Source organism: Marinobacter flavimaris (assembly GCF_045057155.1).
GTDB lineage: Bacteria > Pseudomonadota > Gammaproteobacteria > Pseudomonadales > Oleiphilaceae > Marinobacter > Marinobacter manganoxydans.
This window is the reverse complement of record NZ_CP171359.1, coordinates 3579002-3596587: the sequence shown is the minus strand read 5'-3', so window position 1 is coordinate 3596587 and position 17586 is coordinate 3579002. Positions and strand designations below refer to the sequence as shown.

The 17586-nt window shown below is 61.0% G+C and carries 11 protein-coding genes; 6 read left to right on the top strand and 5 right to left on the bottom strand.

Features of this window, described 5'->3' with window-relative positions; translation table 11 throughout:
- The first annotated feature begins 30 nt into the window (after positions 1–30).
- On the top strand, positions 31–1065 hold the full coding sequence (cra, locus tag ACGK9W_RS16800) for a catabolite repressor/activator (protein WP_405417735.1): 1035 nt from the start codon (positions 31–33) through the stop codon (positions 1063–1065).
- Here cra and ACGK9W_RS16795 read toward each other — a convergent pair.
- Positions 986–3283: a helicase C-terminal domain-containing protein gene (locus ACGK9W_RS16795; RefSeq protein WP_405417732.1), complete on the bottom strand. Its 2298-nt coding sequence runs from the start codon at positions 3281–3283 to the stop codon at positions 986–988. The genes cra and ACGK9W_RS16795 overlap by 80 nt on opposite strands.
- On the bottom strand, positions 3280–4989 hold the full coding sequence (locus tag ACGK9W_RS16790) for a VRR-NUC domain-containing protein (RefSeq protein ID WP_405417731.1): 1710 nt from the start codon (positions 4987–4989) through the stop codon (positions 3280–3282). The genes ACGK9W_RS16795 and ACGK9W_RS16790 overlap by 4 nt, the downstream gene beginning before the upstream one ends.
- A 105-nt stretch (positions 4990–5094) precedes the next feature.
- Here ACGK9W_RS16790 and folM point away from each other — a divergent pair, with 105 nt between their 5' ends.
- Positions 5095–5802: a dihydromonapterin reductase gene (folM, locus tag ACGK9W_RS16785; protein ID WP_053113411.1), complete on the top strand. Its 708-nt coding sequence runs from the start codon at positions 5095–5097 to the stop codon at positions 5800–5802.
- A 5-nt stretch (positions 5803–5807) separates the two neighbouring features.
- Here the strand turns inward: folM and ACGK9W_RS16780 are convergent, their stop codons facing one another.
- Both ACGK9W_RS16780 and ACGK9W_RS16775 read right to left on the bottom strand, forming a co-directional pair.
- Entirely contained in the window at positions 5808–6248 is a 441-nt protein-coding gene (locus tag ACGK9W_RS16780) for a DUF4864 domain-containing protein (protein WP_405417729.1), read from the bottom strand.
- Positions 6249–6260: 12 nt separating this feature from the next.
- Positions 6261–6602, bottom strand: a complete 342-nt coding sequence (locus ACGK9W_RS16775) for a hypothetical protein (protein WP_288365720.1) — start codon at positions 6600–6602, stop codon at positions 6261–6263.
- Positions 6603–6679: 77 nt separating this feature from the next.
- On the opposite strand from ACGK9W_RS16775, the gene ACGK9W_RS16770 reads away from it, so the two are divergent.
- Positions 6680–6970 carry a DUF6482 family protein gene (locus ACGK9W_RS16770; protein ID WP_014578848.1) on the top strand — a complete coding sequence of 97 codons (291 nt, stop codon included), beginning with the start codon at positions 6680–6682 and terminating at the stop codon, positions 6968–6970.
- Positions 6971–6988: 18 nt separating this feature from the next.
- On the opposite strand, the gene ACGK9W_RS16765 is transcribed toward ACGK9W_RS16770, so the two are convergent.
- Complete coding sequence (locus ACGK9W_RS16765; protein ID WP_053113407.1) at positions 6989–7774, bottom strand: SDR family oxidoreductase; 786 nt, start codon at positions 7772–7774, stop codon at positions 6989–6991.
- Between the two features lie 155 nt (positions 7775–7929).
- Here ACGK9W_RS16765 and recC point away from each other — a divergent pair, with 155 nt between their 5' ends.
- From recC to recD, 3 genes are read left to right on the top strand one after another with little or no spacing between them, the layout of a single operon-like run.
- A complete protein-coding gene (recC, locus tag ACGK9W_RS16760) occupies positions 7930–11556 on the top strand; it encodes an exodeoxyribonuclease V subunit gamma (RefSeq protein WP_405417725.1) in 3627 nt (1208 codons plus the stop codon).
- Positions 11553–15275 carry an exodeoxyribonuclease V subunit beta gene (gene recB / locus ACGK9W_RS16755; RefSeq protein WP_405417723.1) on the top strand — a complete coding sequence of 1241 codons (3723 nt, stop codon included), beginning with the start codon at positions 11553–11555 and terminating at the stop codon, positions 15273–15275. The genes recC and recB overlap by 4 nt, the downstream gene beginning before the upstream one ends.
- Positions 15272–17545, top strand: a complete 2274-nt coding sequence (gene recD / locus ACGK9W_RS16750; protein ID WP_104270976.1) for an exodeoxyribonuclease V subunit alpha — start codon at positions 15272–15274, stop codon at positions 17543–17545. Before recB ends, recD begins: the two co-directional genes overlap by 4 nt.
- Positions 17546–17586 lie beyond the last annotated feature (41 nt).

Genomic DNA, 17586 nt, shown 5'->3' with positions numbered 1-17586 from the left:
CAAGCAATCTTTTAATCGGAGCTGTCGTCCATGACCCTTGCAGAACTTGCCCGGCTTGCCGGCGTTTCAAGAACCACGGCCAGCTATGTCATTAATGGTCAGGGGGCTGCACGGCGCATCAAACAGGACACCATCGAAAAAGTGCTTACGGTGGCTCATAAGCACAACTTTCAGGTAGATACACAGGCGGCAGCGCTACGGGGTGGGGCCAGCCGGACCCTCGGATTTATTCTGCCGGATCTCGAGAACACCAGTTATGCCCGCCTGGCCAAATTGCTTGAGCAGGGCGCGAGGGCGAGAGGCTATCAGCTCCTGATTGCGGGCTCTGATGACGACCCCGAGACCGAAAAGTCCCTGGCCCGAGCACTGAAAGCAAGGCGCTGCGACGCCCTGATAGTCGCCAGCGCCCTGTCCCTGGACGACCCTTTTTATCCCCAACTGCAGAAAGAAGGTCTACCGGTGATTGCTGTCGATCGCGCCCAGTCTCCGGATCAGATTCGATGTGTGGTCAGCGACAACCGCTCAGCAGCCGAGATCCTGACCCGTTCTGTGCTGGGAGGAGAAACCGGCAGTATCGCCTGGCTGGATGCCGTGCCGGAGATCGCCATGACCCGGGAGCGCCGGGAAGGTTTTATGGCGGCCGCAAATGAGGCCGGCATTGCCCCGCTGGTAGAAAGTGGCCTCCACTACGATCGCGCCTCCGGTGCCGCAATGATGCGTCGGATCCTGACTGACCATGGCTTGCCGGATGCCTTGGTTACAGCCTCTTTCACACTGCTTCAAGGGGTTCTGGATGTTCTGCTCGATCAGCCGGACCCGCTTCCGAAGGCTCTGAAAATAGCGACCTTCGGCGATGACCGGCTGCTGGACTTTCTTCCACTGGCGGTCAACTCTCTGCCCCAGGATCATGAGGCCATCGCCAATGCGACACTTGAGCAGGCACTGTCGGCTATTGCACAGGAAGGCCCTGTAGACACCATAGTGATTAACCGGTCTCTGAAGACTCGGGCCGCGGATCGGCAGAGTCGCCCTGTGCAAACCACCAGCGCGGAAAAAACCTGCTGATGGCCGGCTGCAGAAACCGGTCATCAATGAGCCAGATCACCCCCCGGTCTTCCGGGGTGCGAATCACCCGCCCCGCCGCCTGGGCCACTTTCTGCAGCCCCGGAATCAGATAGGTGTAGTCATAGCCGGCGCCGAAGCGTTTTTCGAGGCGACCCTTCAGGATTTCATGCCAGGCATCGAACGGCGGCAAGCCCAGGGTGGCCACAAAGGAACCGATCAACTGATCGCCGGGCAGATCAATGCCTTCACTGAACACCCCGCCCAACACCGCAAACGCCACACTGCCCTCCGGGTTCCGGAAACCGGCCAGAAAGTCTGCTCGATGCTGAGGCGACATGCCCGGTTGCTGAGCTCGCTGGGGTATATCCGGCGCATGCTCCGCCAACGCGTCGCTGGCCTGCTTCGCGTATTTGAAGCTGCTGAAAAACGCCAGGTAATGCCCGGGCCGCTCACGGAACTGGCGGGCGATCAGGTCGGCAATCGGTTTGAGTGATGCCTCCCTGTGAGCCTGGCGGGTGCTGATACCAGGCGTGAACTGCACCTGCAGCTGGTCGGCGCTGAACGGGCTGGGCAAGGAGGTAAAACGGGAATCCTCGGGCAACCCCAGCAAATCCCGGAAGTAAACACCGGGGCTCAGGGTGGCGGAAAACAGCAGAACCGAATGCGCCGCCTCGAACCTTTCCCTCAGGAAATCCGCCGGAATGAGGTTCTGGATGGTCAGGCTGGCCCGCCCCCGACCGGCGCGCTGGAACTCACACAGGGAATGATCACCAAAGGAGTCCGCCAGCTTCATGAAGGCGACGCTTTCAAACAACAGCTCCTGCAGGGCCAGATCCGGGGGATTATCGGCCAGGTAATCGGTCAGATTCGAGACCATGGCCTGCAGGGCACCCAGCAATTGCGTCGGCAGTGTCTCCAGAAACTCCGGGCTTTCTGTATCAGCCTGGTAATCCCGGATCAGGCTCTGCCAGGCGCGGGCGGTGCGATCGATGGCGGATTTCAGCGGCTTCGGTGCGGTTTTTTTGATCCTCAGTAAGCGCTGCTGATCCAGCCGAACCGAATACATACCCCGGCCACGGTCCACCAGGTTATGGGCCTCATCCACCAGCACGCTGGCCTTCCAGCTGTTCTGGCGAATCAAACCGTGGAGCAGGGCGGATTGATCGAACAGCCGGTTCACATCCCCGATCACCACATCGCTCCACCGGGCCATTTCCTGGGCCAGAAAGTAGGGGCAAATATCGTGACCGGCGGCGATCTTCGCCAGAGTGTGCTGATCCAGCGTGCCTTCGCTCTGGGCGGCTTCCGCCCGGGCGTCAGGAAGCCGGTCGAAAAACCCTTTAGCCAGGGGGCAGGAATCGCCATGACAGGCCTTGTCCGGGTGCTCGCAGGCATCGTCTTTCGAGACCAGTTCCAATGTTCGCAGTGGCCAATGCTGGGCAGCTTGAGCCGAACGCAGGCGGGCTACCGCATCCATGGCCAGCTGACGGGCGGTATTGCGACAGGTGAGGTAGAACAGGCGGTCCTGGCCGGCTGCTGGCATCGCCATCAACGCCGGGAACAGGGTGCCGAGGGTCTTGCCCAGGCCTGTGGGGGCTTCCAGCAAAAGGGTGCCGGACTTTACCGAGTTTTTGTACACCGTCTCCGCCAGCTGGCGCTGCCGGGGGCGAAATGCGGGGAAGGGGAATCTAAGGCCTGAAAGCAGGACATTGCGCTGCTCGCGGTGATGTTCTTCCTGCTCAGCCCAGGCCTTGTAATGACTACACAGGGTTTCCAGTTCCTGCCAGAGCTCTTTGGCACTGGCGGTCTCCACCACTGGCGTTTCCTTGTCTCTTCCAGTGTCGTAATAGATCAGTGCCAGCTCCAGGGTTTTCCGGTTTTCCTGCCGGCACAACAGCGCGCCGTAGGCTCTCAGCTGAGCGCGATGGAGTGCCCGCTGATGCTCACGGATTCGGGACAGGTCGCCCCGATGGGTTTTGATCTCTTCCAGCCGGCCTCGGTGGGGGTTATAGATATCGGCGCGGCCGGAAAGCAATAACCCCATACATTCACCGGTCAGTAAATGCTCGCTTTTATAGCCGTAGCCGCGCCGGGACTGGATTGCCTGATGGCCAGCAATGCCCTCCTCGGCACTGGGTGCCGGGGTATAGCGGAAGTCCAGGTCGCCCTTACGCGCGGCAAACTCGCACAGAGTCCGGACGGCAACTGTCACCGTCATTCCATCGCCTCGCTCGCCTGCCATCGCACGTAACAAACACTGGCGGGGATGCCTTCAACCGCAAAGAACTCGAGCCAACGAATCTGGTGGTCCTGCAAACGGTCACCCGGCCCCTTCACTTCGATCATTTCATAACGCTTGTCAGGCTCAGCCGAATTGGGGAGAAACCGGATCAGATCAGGAAAGCCGCTACGATGCTCCCGGATATTCAACAGCAGGCGACGGAACAGGCGTTCCAGATCCGCCGGTGGCAGACAGTCCAGCGCCAGGCTCAGCAGTTCCTCGGTGATGACCGGCCAGATGACGAACGGATTGGTGGTGCCCTGTTTGGCCCGGTAATTCGCCAGTATCCGCTCCCGATAACTGCCATCCGCCAGCCGCGCAAAGCATTGCTCGAACGATCCCTTCCGACGGCTGACGAAATCTTCCCGGGTCAGGTCCGCCGGGCCCACATGGAAGGGATGGAAAAAGGCCCCCGGCACCGGCGCAAAAATGGTTTGCCAGCACAGAAGGCCGAACAGGCCGTTGATCAGGGTGTTCTCCACATAAAGCACGGGCGCCTCGTCCCGATACAGGTGGTCCCGAACGGCGTATTCGACCGACCCGACCTCGGGCTTCGGCAGGGTGAAGGTGATCTCCCGGATGAGCGGCTGCTCTGGGGGCGGTGGCGGTATCTCGCCAAGCCGGCTCGCAAGCCGCTTGAGAATCCGCGCCAGGCCCTGGGCTTCAGCATCGCTCAGTTCCTGGTTCTGCCACTCGGAGGCAATGGCCCAGGCTTCCTGGTGACGCTTCATCCGCTCCAGCAACCGGAGCTGTTTCAGCCGCGCTTCCCGATGGCCGCTGCTGGCGAAAGCCTCCAACGCCAGCTTCCGTTCCCCCTGGCGCTCTGCCTGCCGGCCCAATTCCAGCAACAGCCGGTCCCGGCGGCTGGTCAGCCAGGCGTTATCCGAGGGTGCCGGAACCGCCTGCCAAACCTCGTGGGCGAGTACGCCCTGGTCCAGCCATTCCCGGCACTGGTGCATGGCAAGATACAGGTCGACCTCTGAACGATACTGGAACGCCCGGGAATCAGGCGTGAAGGTCACCGGCTCATACTGCTGATGGCCCAGTTCCACCAGCACAAAATCGGACCAACTCTGGCGGAGGTTGCCGAAAAACATCAGGCGCACCCGGTCAAACAACGCCATGGTTTTGAGCCTGATAACCGGTCTGGCGTGCTGGCCGAGCCAGTCGGCAACGATCAGAGGGTCGGGAAATCGCAGAAGCAGAGCGTCCCGCATCCGGCCTTTGGGCAGGTTGGCGGGCTCTCCGGCCGCCTTTAAAAGCGGCTCCATGGCCGGACGCAGTTCTCCAAGCGTGAACAACCGAAACAGCTCATCCAGGCTGAGCAGAGGATCGGTGTCCAACCAGCCTGCCTCCATGATTTCGTCGAGGGCACGGGCCTCTGGTACGCCGAGCTCCGGATACTTGAGCTTGTCCGACCGGAAGAGATCGCCCGTGCGCATCACCATTCGGGTCAGCAAGGCCCGGGCCGGCATTGAAAGGGTATGAAAACTGGCCAGTCGATCCAGCTCTTCTGCTGTCAGCAAGTCACCGTGATGGCTCTGAACCCAGCCAAGGACGGTTTCCATGTTCTCGAGGTAATAGAGCGGATTATCGAGATCCGCAGTGGCCAGTTGTGTGCTCTGTCGCTTCGCCGGTGACATGGCCAGGTTGATCTTCCTTCAAGATGGTTCGGGAAAGTGACGCTACCACGTTGAGCCGTCGGCATGACATTAACGTAGGTAAGACACTGATTACAGGAGAACACCATGACCGCACCCATCCTGATTACCGGCGCCGGCCAACGCATCGGCCTGGCCTTTGCCAGAGCCTGCCTTGACCGCGGCCAGCCCATCATCGTCACCTACCGCTCCTATCGACCGGCCATCGACGCGCTGCAGAAGGCGGGAGCAGTGTGTCTCCATGCGGATTTTGCCACGAATGCGGGCATTGATGACTTCATCCAGGCCCTGAAATCCCGGACGGACACGCTACGTGCCATTATCCACAATGCCTCGGACTGGATACCAGAGAGCGAAGACTCCGACCCGGCAGACGTGATGAACGCCATGATGCAGATTCACGTGATGACACCTTACCGGATAAACCTCGCGTGCCGGTCGATGCTGGAGCAGGAGGGTTCGACAACCGACATTATCCACATGACCGACTACGTGGTGGAGAAGGGCAGCGCGAAGCATATCGCCTATGCCGCCAGCAAGGCAGCCCTGACTAACCTGACCCTGTCGTTCGCCCGTCTACTGGCGCCCAGGGTCAAGGTGAACGCCGTGGCGCCGTCCCTGATCATGTTCAACCAGGGCGATAGCCAGGCGTATCGGGAGAAAACCCTGAAGAAGTCGCTTATGGGAATAGAACCGGGGGCTGAGGTCGCTGTCGCCACGCTTCAGTTTCTGCTGGACAACCCCTATATCACGGGCCGCACCCTGCCCCTGGATGGTGGGCGCCATCTGGTTTGATACCGTTAAATGCCCAGCTCGGCCGACTGGAGTCTCACGCCGGCCACCTTCCAGACCCCTTCAGTGAGCACCATCCGGTAATAGGCGTCCCATCGCTTGCCCTCCGGCCCCTGCAAACGCACCACCTGGATTTCAAAGGCGCCGTGGGGCACGCGCTGGGTAAACTCGATGGCCGTGGCGTTGTGCACCGCCGGGTAGGCTTCACGAACCATATCGACAAACACCTGTGACGACCCGAATCGACGCTTGATACCCTCGGAGGCGTGGGCCCAGGCCTGCTCCTCGTCGTTGTTCGCAAACGCTTCGATCTGGCGCAGGATGGTGTCGCGGATTTCTGCGTCTTTGTCTCTGGCCACAGACTGTGGGGACCCGAGAACCGCGAAGCCAATGAAAGCCAGAAGCACGGGAATCAGCCACTTTCCGGAAACGATGTGTTGGTGACCCATGATGGCACCTCTCTATTGTTCATCTTTTAAACAATACGGTCGGATCAGGGCTCCGGATTCGCGTTCCGCCAGCCAGCTTGCTCTCACCGACGCCCCTTCTCCGGCCAGATGATCTTCATCAGGCCGCCAGTGATCGCCAAAGGCGTTCCGGAACAGGGCCCGGGTGGCAATGGCACGCCATTCGTCGCGATACCCGGTATCGAGCCTTTCCGGATACACGTACAGGTCTTTGATTTCCTGATCAATTTTTACTTCCACGTGGTCCGGGGGAAACAGCATCCGCATGGCCAGCAGGTCGTAGCTGTCATTCAACTGCTCGTCCACGGCGGCTTTGACCAAATCAATCCTGCTCATAATTGCTCGTTTTATGACCTGTAACGGAAAGCGTTTCGTACTGTTCCTTACGACAACAAACCTGCGGGAGACTTCCCATGCACATGGACACTGGCGAACTGAAAAAACACAAGCACGACACGATTTCTCTGTTGGAGATTGTCTCGATGGAAGGGCGCTATTATATGGCGCGGTTCTATCTGGATGGTCAGGGCTACGTTCTGACGGACCCCTACGACAAGCCAGTCATGTTCACCGGCGCCTGCGCGGTGCGAGAACATTTCCACGAATACGAGGTCGAGCGCACCGAGGTGATTCCGCCGACTGGAACCGATGAAATGATTGGTATGCCTGACAGCGGCTCCGAAACCATGCGGGTCCCTCTCTAGGGCCCGCTTGACGTTCCCCTAGCTTCCAGCGAATGAGAGCGAATCCACCAGATCGGCGCCGTTGAAAACGGCCCCGTGAAAATCGCTCTCCGGTATCTGATTGAGCGTAAACACGATGGCACTGGCGGCCTGTTCGGCACTCAGGCAATCCCCCGACGTCAGACGATTGGCCAGCCACTCCGCGTGGGGCAGATCTAACTTGCCCGCCTTGTCGATATGGCTTCGAATACCCGGCGTATCCACCAGCCCCGGCTGAAAGAGGCTGACAACCGGCCCGTCCGACATGGTGTCGAACTCAACGGACATCTGACGCACCAGCCGACGCAGCGCCATCTTGCTGATCCCGTAGCTGCCCGTTCCGGGTTGCGCATGCTTGTCCATACCCGCACCAATCATCACGATTCGCGACGAGGGTTCACCCCCTTTGAGTATCGGTAACAACGATTGGGTGAGCAGCATGGGCGCGGACACGTTCACGGCCAGGGCTTCCTGGAAATCGATGAGCCCAAGGCTGGCAAAATCCGCAGCCGGCTCACCCACGCCAGCGCAATACACGAACGCTGAGAGATGATCGACGGCATCACTTAGCTGTTGAGCCAGATTGCGGGTGCTTTCGGGATCCGCAAGGTCCACTTCCAGCGTCATCACTTCACGGTCGGGCGCCTCCACGCGGAGCTTTGTCGCGACCTCCTCCAGCTTCGACACGGTGCGACCTGCAAGGATCAGGTCGTGGCCTTGAGCAGCAAGTTCCAGGGCCAGGGCCCGCCCAATGCCCGACCCCGCGCCAGTGATCAGTGTCCACATAGTGCTTCTCCCTTTTGCCGATAATTCACGACACCGTTTGTCGCGACGGGCCGTTATGATTTTTGGAGATCAGACGTTTCAGACAGTCCGCATCTGTGGTCACATACGGTAACCTGTAGCAACAGGATTGAACTGCACACCAGACAAGGAAATTCATGGCCGCACTCTCCACCGAGCCCACCGAGCTACGCGCCAGGATCGAACCCGGGTTTCACGCAATCCACGCCAACCATCTGGAAGACTTGCGCCGGGCCGTTGTCTACATCTGTCGGCACAACCCCATGCCGCCACTGGAGAGCGAGACCTTCCTGGTGCAGAGCAACGGTATTGCCCAGTGGCTGAAGCTGGCGCTGGCGGAGAAGCGCACCGAAGATGGCCTTGAGGGCGGCCTCGGGATCGCTGCCGGTATGGATTTCCTGTTCCCGGCCCGGTTTATCTGGCAAGCCTACCGGGCCGTGCTTCCGGACGGTGAGGTACCGGAACAGTCGCCCTTCGACAAACGGCGGCTGGTGTGGCGGCTGTACCGGTTATTGCCACGTCTGGTGGGGCAGGACGAGGCCTTTACACCGCTGGCCCGGTTTCTGGAAGGTAACGATCCGGACCTGCGCAATTTCCAGCTGGCGGAAAAGGTGGCCGATCTGTTTGATCAGTACCAGGTGTTCCGGGCCGACTGGCTGGCTGCGTGGGAGCAGGGCAAGGACGTGATTATCACGGCCCGGGCCGAGGAAAAGCCTCTGGATGCGGAAACCCGCTGGCAGCCCCTGCTCTGGCGCCGGCTGGTTGAGGATGTGGGCGCAGACGCTCATACCAGCCGCTCGCAGATCCATACCCGGTTCATGGAACAGGGCCAGCGACTTCAGGCGCCGGCCAACCCGTTCCGGCTGCCGACCCGCATTGTCGTCTTTGGCGTCTCCTCATTGCCCCGGCAAGCGCTGGAAGCCCTGTACGTCCTGAGCCGGTTCAGTCAGGTGGTGCTGTGTGTTCACAACCCCTGCCAGTTCTACTGGGCCGACATCATCAGCGACCGGGAGCTGCTCACCGCCGAACGCAAACGTGGCAGGACCCATCCGGCACTTTCCGCCATTGAGGATCCGGACCAGCTGCACCAGCACGCCAATCCGCTGCTGGCCGCCTGGGGCAAGCAGGGCCGGGACTACATCCGGCTGCTGGACGAGTTCGACAACCCGGACCAGTACCGTGGCAGCTTCCAGACTCCGGACCAGAAAATCGATATTTTTTCGGACCATGGCAACGAGGACGCACCGCGCCTGCTGCATCAGCTGCAGAACGATATCCACAACCTGACGCCCCTCCAGGAAATCCGCCAGCAACAACGACAACTGGATATTCAGCGGGATCATTCCCTGGCGTTCCACGAGGCCCACAGCCCGCAGCGGGAAGTGGAAATTCTGCACGATCAGCTTCTCGCCGCCTTCAACGTCGATCCCACGCTGCGGCCCCGGGACGTCATCGTGATGGTGCCCGATATCAACGTGTACGCGCCCCACATCCAGGCCGTATTCGGCCGCTACCAGCCGGGCCGGAAGCGCCACATTCCCTTCACCATTTCCGACCAGGGCCAGCGCCACCACGAGCCGGTTCTGATTGCCCTGGAAACCCTGATGTCACTGCCCCGCAGCCGTTTTTCGGTGAGTGAGATCATCAGCCTGCTGGAAGTACCTGGCATACGGGACCGTTTCGGAATCAATGAAGACGAGATCCCCCTGGCTCGTCGCTGGGTCGAGGGCGCCAATATCCGCTGGGGTCTGCACGGCCAGCACCGGGAAAGCCTGGACCTGCCCTCCGAGCTGGAGCGCAACACCTGGCAATCCGGGCTGCGCTCAATGCTGCTGGGCTATGGTATGGGCGACGATGAGCCCTGGGCCGGTGTGGAACCCTTCGGCGAGATCGGCGGTCTGCAGGCCAGTCTTGCCGGCCGCCTGAACGACTTTGTGCATCAGCTGGAAACCCTCTGGCAGGCGCTTCAGACCCATCGCACACCGGGCGAATGGGAACGCCTGTTTTCAGAGATGCTCGGGCAGTTCTTCCACAAGGTCGAAGGCAGCGACCTGTTGCTGCTGAACCGTTTCCGCCGCCAGTTGGAGCAGTGGCTGGAAGACGCCCTGGCAGCAGGCCTTGAGGACCAGACCCTGCCCCTGAACATCGTCAAGGATGTGCTGCTGGAGGGGCTGGATGAAGGCGGCCTGAACCAGCGTTTCCTGGCCGGCAAGGTCAATTTCGCCACCCTGATGCCCATGCGTGCCATACCCTTCCGGAAAGTGTGCCTGCTGGGCATGAACGACGGCGACTATCCCCGCTCCGGGCCGCCGGTGGATTTCGATCTCATGGCCCAGGATTACCGCCCGGGGGACCGCTCCCGCCGGGAAGACGATCGCTACCTGTTCCTGGAAGCCCTGTTGTCTGCCCGGGAGCAGCTTTACATCAGCTGGGTCGGCCGCAGCATCAAGGACGATTCGGAACGGCCGCCGTCGGTTCTGGTGGGGCAGCTTCAGGATCATCTGGACAGTCTCTGGTCTGTGTCAGGGCAACCCGAAACCAGGGTCATCGAGGCACTGACGACCCAACACCCGTTGCAGCCGTTCAGCCGGAGCTATTTCCCGAAAGCCAACGGGCTGGAGGAGGGTGGAAAGGGGGAAAACAGTTCGCCCCATCCCCTGGCCGAGGTGTTGGAGGCACGCCGGTTATTCACCTACGAGCGGGAATGGCGCAGTGCCCATGGTGGTGAGGCTGCCGCGCAGACACAGTCGGCACTACCTTACCAGGCGCCCGAAGAGCCCATCAGTCTGAACGATCTGGCGGCTTTCCTGAAAAAGCCCATCGATACCTTTTACCAGCGCCGGCTGCAGGTGCGCTTCGAGGATGTCGAAGACGACGACACCGACAACGAGAATTTCGAGCTGGACGGCTTGGACCGCTGGCGCCTGGACAACGAGCTGATCCAGGACGGGCTATTGAAAGCCAGCAGCGAAGAGGAACTGCACGATCGGTTGCAGGCAACTCTGGACCGCATGGCGCGACGCGGCGACCTGGGTATGGGCGTGACCGAACACCGCCTGCGTTCCGAGCTGGCGGGGCGCTTGCCCGATCTGTTCGAGCGTTACCAGAACGCACTGGCTGACTGGCCGGAAGCGGTTGCTGAACCGCTGCCCTTTGATTACCGGTTTGAAAGCGCCCTGGGTTCGGTGGAAATCGCGGATCTGATCGACAACCTGCGCTGCAATGCCCAGGGAGAGCTGTGCCGGCTGGTGGTGGCGAGTTCCAGCCTGCTGACCGGTTCAGGATCCAGCAAGAAAGTACGCTATGCCAATCTGATGCGGGACTGGCTGATCCATCTGGCAGGCCAGCTCGGCGGTCAACCTTTTGAGACCCTGGTTCTGGGCAAGGAGGAGGGACGGAAATTCCGCTTTGCTCCATTGCATCCAGAGCGGGCCAGACCGTTGTTCGAAACGGTGCTCAGCGGATGGATGGACGCCACCACCCGGGCGCTGCCCATTCACTGCGAGGCCGGCTTTGCCTGGATCACCAGTTTCTACGGCAGCAAAAAGTACGTCGGTGACCATGAACGAGCCATATCAGAGGCGCAGCAGGCCTATTCCATTGCTCTGGAGCGGGATACGGGTTACCTGAGAGGAGCCTTTGAAACACCGGAGCTGCTGATGGCCAGCGGTGAATTCGAAGCCCTGCTGCATCAGCTCTACGTGCCGGTTTGGGAAGCCGAGCAGGACAAATCGGCTGCAGATCAGATCGGAGGCCTGGAATGACCGAGCAGATGACCAACCGGAATCCGAACCTGGATCCCCTGGCACTGGCCCTCAACGGCAGTGCTCTGATCGAGGCCAGTGCCGGCACCGGCAAAACCTTTACCATTGCTATTCTGTACGTACGCCTGGTGCTTGGCCACGGCCAGTCGCCCGACAGCCCTCTGCAGAACCTGCTGCCTCCCAACCTGCTGGTGGTCACTTTTACCGAGGCCGCCACCAAGGAACTGCGTGACCGTATCCGCACCCGGCTCACCCAGGCCGCCGAGGTGTTTTCTGACGCGCCCGACGAGCCCAATCCACCCGCGGAGACGGCACTGATCTACCAGCTACGGGATGAAAGCTACCCGGATCCGGCCAGCTGGCCGGAATGCCGAAAGAAGCTGCTATTGGCCGCCGAATGGATGGACGAGGCGGCGGTATCGACCATCCACAGTTTCTGCAACCGCATGCTCAGCGAGCACGCCTTCGACAGCGGCAGCCTGTTCAAACTCACCCTCGAAACCGACCAGAGCGAATTGCTGGACGAGGTCGCCCGGGATTACTGGCGCACCTTTGTCTATCCTCTGCCGCCGGCGCTGATGGACGAGGCCCTGAGCCACTGGAAAACCCCCGGGGACCTGCGCCAGGGTGTTCGCAATCTGATTGACGATCCCCTGAGCCTGGGCACACCCCCGGAGAGCGTTCATAAAGCCATCGATCAGGTGGTCCGCCGGCGTCTGGAACAGTCACAGTCTCTGAAAGCCCACCCCTGGAGCCAGTGGCGCGATGACGTCATCGAGCTGCTGAGCGATCTGAACAAGAGCAAGCGACTCCATGGCGCCAGCAAGAATGCCATGATCAAGGTCTGGGATTTGCTGGTTGCCTGGGCGGAATCGGACGACCTTTTGCCCGAAAAGATCGATAGCGCCGCGGGCTTCAAGAATCAGACGCCCGAAGGGCTCGACAAGATTCTCAAGGGCGATGATCCTGCCCCTCATCACCCGGCCTTTGATGCCATCGGAGCGCTGCTGGATTTCAGCCAGAACCAGCCCAACGCCAAATCCGACATTCTGCGCCACGCCAGCCACTGGATTGCCGAGCGGCTGGAGTCAGAAAAGCAGAAACGCTCGGAAATGGGCTTTGACGATCTGCTCACCCGGCTGGACGATGCGCTGCACGGCCCCCGGGGCGACCAGCTGGCCGCGACGATCCGTCGCCAGTTTCCCGTTGCTCTGATTGACGAATTCCAGGACACCGACCCGGTGCAGTACCGGATCTTCGACCGCATCTATGATGTGGCTGGCAGCGATTCCGGTACCTGCCTGCTGATGATCGGGGATCCCAAGCAGGCCATCTACGGCTTTCGGGGGGCCGATATCTACACCTACCTGCAGGCCCGGCAGGGTGTGAAAGAGCGCACCTACACACTGGGTAAAAACTTCCGCTCCGCCAAAACCATGGTGGCGGCGGTTAACCGGGTCTTTGAACACAGTGACCAGAACAGCCGGGACGGCGCCTTCCTGTTCGGCAAGGGCGATACGTCACCGCTGCCGTTCCAGGGTGTGGACGCCAATGGCACCAAACGAGTCTGGGCGATTAACGGGGAAGCGCAGCCCAGCCTGGTGTTCTGGACCCATGAATCCGGGGAAGAGGACAGGGATGGCAATCCGAAAGGTATGGCCAAGGGCACTGCCACGGCCGATGTGGTGGAAACCTGCGCCAGTGAGATCGCCCAATTGCTGACCCTGGGCCAGGCCGGGCAGGCGGGTTTTGCTTTGCACGATAATTCAGAGAATCTGGAGCCGGTTGCCCCCAAAGACATCGCGATACTGGTCAACAACCGCAACGAGGCCAGCGCAGTGCGGGACGCCCTGGGCCAGCGGCGTATCAAGAGTGTGTACCTGTCAGACCGCGATTCGGTGCTGACCTCCCGGGAATCACAGGAAATGCTCTGCTGGCTTCGGGCATTTGCCGAGCCCCGGCAGCTGGCCTATATCCGCGCGGCCCTGGCTACACCCACCCTCGGTCAGTCCTGGCATGCCATGAATCAGCTGCTGACCGACGAGCTCGTGCTGGAACGGGAAATCGAGCGCTTTATTGGTTACCAGCAGCAATGGCAGAAACAGGGTGTACTGCCCATGCTGCGAACCTTCCTGATGGATTTCGAGGTGCCAGGCCGGTTACTGCAACGCCCTGACGGCGAACGGCGGTTGACCGACATTCTGCACATTGCCGAATTGCTGCAGCAGGACAGCCTGCAACTGGACGGCGAACATGCCCTGGTGCACCACTACACCCAGATTCTGCGTGTAGCCGACGAGGAAGATGAACACCGTACCCTGCGGCTGGAGAGTGATGCCGGCCTGGTGAAGGTCATCACCGTGCACAAGTCCAAGGGCCTGGAGTACCCGCTGGTGTTTCTGCCCTTTGGCACAGCTTTTCGCGCCCAGAGTGAAAAGCAGGCCTTCGTGCGCTATCACAATGAGCAGGGCAGGCTGGTCACGGTATTCGACCCGTCGCCGGACGACGTGGCCAGGGCTGACCGGGAGCGCCTAGGTGAGGATATCCGCAAGTTCTACGTAGCCCTGACCCGGGCCCGCTTCGCCACCTGGGTCGGCACGGCGGCCCTGGACAACTGGCAGCAAAGCGGACTGGGCTACCTGATTGGAAGCGAAGGGCAAAGCCGTATCAGCGACTGCCTGGGGAAACTGGCAGAGGGCAGAGCAGAGATCCGGATAACCCCGTTACCGGATCCGGACGACACGCACTACCACGAACCGGCGCCGGAAGCGCTTGGCCCGGCCATGGTCTCTTCCCGCGAGGCCAGAGAGGACTGGTGGATTGCCAGCTACTCCTCCATCGAATACACCGGCATGACCGGCACCGGGATCGCGTTTACCGGTGAGGTGGAAGATGCCCAGACCCAGAACCTGCTGGAAGAAAGTACCCTGGACGAAGAGGAAAACCCGGCTCAAATGGCCAACCAGCGCAACCAGCATAACTTCCCGAAAGGCGCCGGACCCGGCACCTTCCTGCACGAATTGCTGGAATGGTGCACGCAGCAGGGGTTCCAGCGGGTTGTGGATAACCCGCCGCTGCTTCATGAGCAGCTGACCCGGCGCTGCGGCACTCGTGGTTGGAACGAATGGGTGGAGCCGCTGGTGCGCTGGTTGCTGGCATTGATCAGCAAACCATTGAGCCTCGACCGGGCCGGTGCAGAAACCGTCTGCCTGTCGGACCTGACCACCCTGCGCCCGGAACTGGAGTTCTGGTTTGAAAGCCGCAATGTCAGTATCCGGAAACTGGACCAGCTGGTAACCGCGCACACTCTGAATCGCGCGGACCGTCCCCGAGTCGAAGAGACCCGATTCAACGGGATGCTCAAGGGGTTTATCGATCTGGTGTTCGAACACAACGGGCGCTATTACGTGCTGGACTACAAATCCAATACCCTGGGCGAAGACAACAGCGCCTATACCGATCAGGCAATGGGCAACGCCATCCTGGATAAACGCTACGATCTGCAATACGTGCTCTACCTGCTGGCCCTGCACCGGCTGCTTAAAGCCCGTTTGCCGGATTACGACTACGACCGACACATTGGCGGCGCGGTGTATCTGTTCCTGCGAGGCATTGATTCCAGCACAGGTGGCGCCTTCACCGACAAACCGCCCAGAGCCCTGATTGAACAACTGGATGCCCTGTTTGATGGCGAGTCGGTTGCGGAGGTGGCCGCATGAGCCGTTCCCGCTCCCAAACCGGAAAGTCCGACCACCAGATTGATCTGTTCGCGGAGGACATCGCTGCGGAAACGCCGACCGTACCCGCTGCCGGTGATACCACCTTCGATATCAACGATCTGCTCTCGAGCCCGGATAGAACCGAGACCCTGCTGCTGCACTGGCAGCAGGCGGAGTGGATCCGCGCGCTGGATGTGGGGTTTGCCCGGCTGATCCGGGAGCTCTCGGAAGAGCAGGGCGAACGCCCGGACCCACTGCTCCTGCTGCTGGCGGCACTGGTCTCCCATCAGGTGGGGCGTGGCCATGTCTGCGTCGATCTGGGCAATCTCCTGGCCGATGCCGGGCATACCCTGTCACTGCCGCCAGAGGAGTCGGTCCAGGAGCCGCTCACCGATTCCGGCACCAGCGAGCCGGACCGGCCCAAGCCCGCCGACGTGCTTGCACTTGTAACGCTGCCGGAATGCTTGATCATACTGGAAGGCGCCTGCGCCGTAAGTGATGGCTCACATACAACACCCCTGGTGCTGAACGGAACCCGGCTCTATCTGCGCAGATTCTGGCGCTACGAACAACGCATTGCGGCGGGTATCCGGCACCGCCTGGCTTTGCCATCACCCCTGGCAGATCCGGAATCCGGTCCGGCCCGCACCCTGTCTCTCGCTCTGGATACGCTGTTCCGGTCGTCAGAACCGGTGGATTACCAGAAACTGGCCTGTGCCCTGGCGGCCCGCAACCATTTCGCCGTGATCACCGGCGGGCCGGGCTCCGGCAAGACCACCACCGTGGTCAACCTGCTGGCGGCCCTGCAGGCCGTCGCCGGGGAATCCCCCGAACGGGCCGGTCGGAAATACCGGATCCGCCTGGCAGCCCCGACCGGCAAGGCGGCAGCCCGACTGAACGAATCCATCGGTGGTGCGGTGAGCCGTTTACCCCTTGCCGAACTGCCGGGCAACGTGGACCTGAATGATATCCCCACCAGGGTCACTACCCTGCACCGGTTACTGGGCAGCCGGCCGGATACCCGCAAATTCCGCCATAACCGGGACAACCCTTTGCTGGTGGATATCCTGGTGATCGACGAGGCCTCGATGGTGGACGTGGATCTTATGGCGTCGGTGTTTGATGCCCTGCCCGCCAACGCCCAGCTGATCCTGTTGGGCGACAAGGACCAGCTGGCCTCGGTGGACGCCGGTGCGGTACTGGGGGAGCTGTGCCAGCGGGCGTTGCTGGCGCATTACACTCCGGAAACTGCCCGGTGGCTGGCCGCCTTGGCCGGAGGCGAGATACCGGAGTCACTGGTGGACGAAACCGGCCAACCCATGGATCAGGCCGTGGCCATGCTGCGCAAGAGCTACCGGTTCCGGGAGGACAGCGGTATCCGCGCCTTTGCCGAAGCTGTGAATACCAATGCGCTTGATAACGCCATGTTGCGCCAGATCCGGCAAGCAGAATTCGACGATGTCATTTTGCTTAACAGCCGGTCGAAAAGTGGGGATACGGAAGACACCCTGGACCTGGTGTGTCGACATGCCATCACCGGCTCACCAGAGGCATTCCGAAATGCCGGGCAGGGCCGGCAAGTGAATGGTCAGAGCCTGCCACCACCCGTTGGTTACCGCCATTACCTCGAACGCTTGCAGAATCATGGCCTGAACGAAAACAGCCCCCGCGAAGACTGGGATGCGATGGCGGTGCAGCTCCTTGAAGCCTTCAGTGACTTTCAGGTGCTCTGTGCCCTGCGCAAGGGCCCCTGGGGCGTAGAAGGCCTCAACGACCGGATCGCAAAGCAGTTACTGGCTGAAAAACTGATCCCGCGGGCCGAGGGCTGGTATGAGGGCCGGCCTGTGCTGATTACCGGCAACGACTACAACCTGGGCCTGATGAACGGCGACATTGGCATTGCCGTCAACGTGCCCTGGGATCGGACCGACACCGGTGAGCCCCGCTATACCCTGCGGGTGGCGTTTCCGGATAGCGACACCGCTGGCGGTATTCGCTGGATCTCGCCCAGTCGTCTACAGCAGCTGGAAACCGTGTACGCCATGACGGTGCACAAATCCCAGGGTTCGGAGTTCAACCACACCTGCCTGGTCTTGCCGGACCGTTTGAGCCCGGTCCTGACAAAAGAGCTGGTCTATACCGGCATCACCCGCGCCAGAAACTGGTTCAGCCTGATTGTTGGGGACATTCCGGTGCTCAGGGAGGCCGTCTCGCAGCAGGTCTCCAGGGCCTCAGGTTTGGCGCTCGCACTTGTGGAATCTACTGACTAATGGGTATCGCCTCCAGCTACATGTTCTTATATGATCGCCGG

Bases quoted from the DNA above. Each gene is read 5' to 3' on its own strand.
- cra (WP_405417735.1), top strand. From the start codon at position 31: ATGACCCTTGCAGAACTTGCCCGGCTTGCCGGCGTTTCAAGAACCACG.
- ACGK9W_RS16795 (WP_405417732.1), bottom strand. From the start codon at position 3,283: ATGACGGTGACAGTTGCCGTCCGGACTCTGTGCGAGTTTGCCGCGCGT.
- ACGK9W_RS16790 (WP_405417731.1), bottom strand. From the start codon at position 4,989: ATGTCACCGGCGAAGCGACAGAGCACACAACTGGCCACTGCGGATCTC.
- folM (WP_053113411.1), top strand. From the start codon at position 5,095: ATGACCGCACCCATCCTGATTACCGGCGCCGGCCAACGCATCGGCCTG.
- ACGK9W_RS16780 (WP_405417729.1), bottom strand. From the start codon at position 6,248: ATGGGTCACCAACACATCGTTTCCGGAAAGTGGCTGATTCCCGTGCTT.
- ACGK9W_RS16775 (WP_288365720.1), bottom strand. From the start codon at position 6,602: ATGAGCAGGATTGATTTGGTCAAAGCCGCCGTGGACGAGCAGTTGAAT.
- ACGK9W_RS16770 (WP_014578848.1), top strand. From the start codon at position 6,680: ATGCACATGGACACTGGCGAACTGAAAAAACACAAGCACGACACGATT.
- ACGK9W_RS16765 (WP_053113407.1), bottom strand. From the start codon at position 7,774: ATGTGGACACTGATCACTGGCGCGGGGTCGGGCATTGGGCGGGCCCTG.
- recC (WP_405417725.1), top strand. From the start codon at position 7,930: ATGGCCGCACTCTCCACCGAGCCCACCGAGCTACGCGCCAGGATCGAA.
- recB (WP_405417723.1), top strand. From the start codon at position 11,553: ATGACCGAGCAGATGACCAACCGGAATCCGAACCTGGATCCCCTGGCA.
- recD (WP_104270976.1), top strand. From the start codon at position 15,272: ATGAGCCGTTCCCGCTCCCAAACCGGAAAGTCCGACCACCAGATTGAT.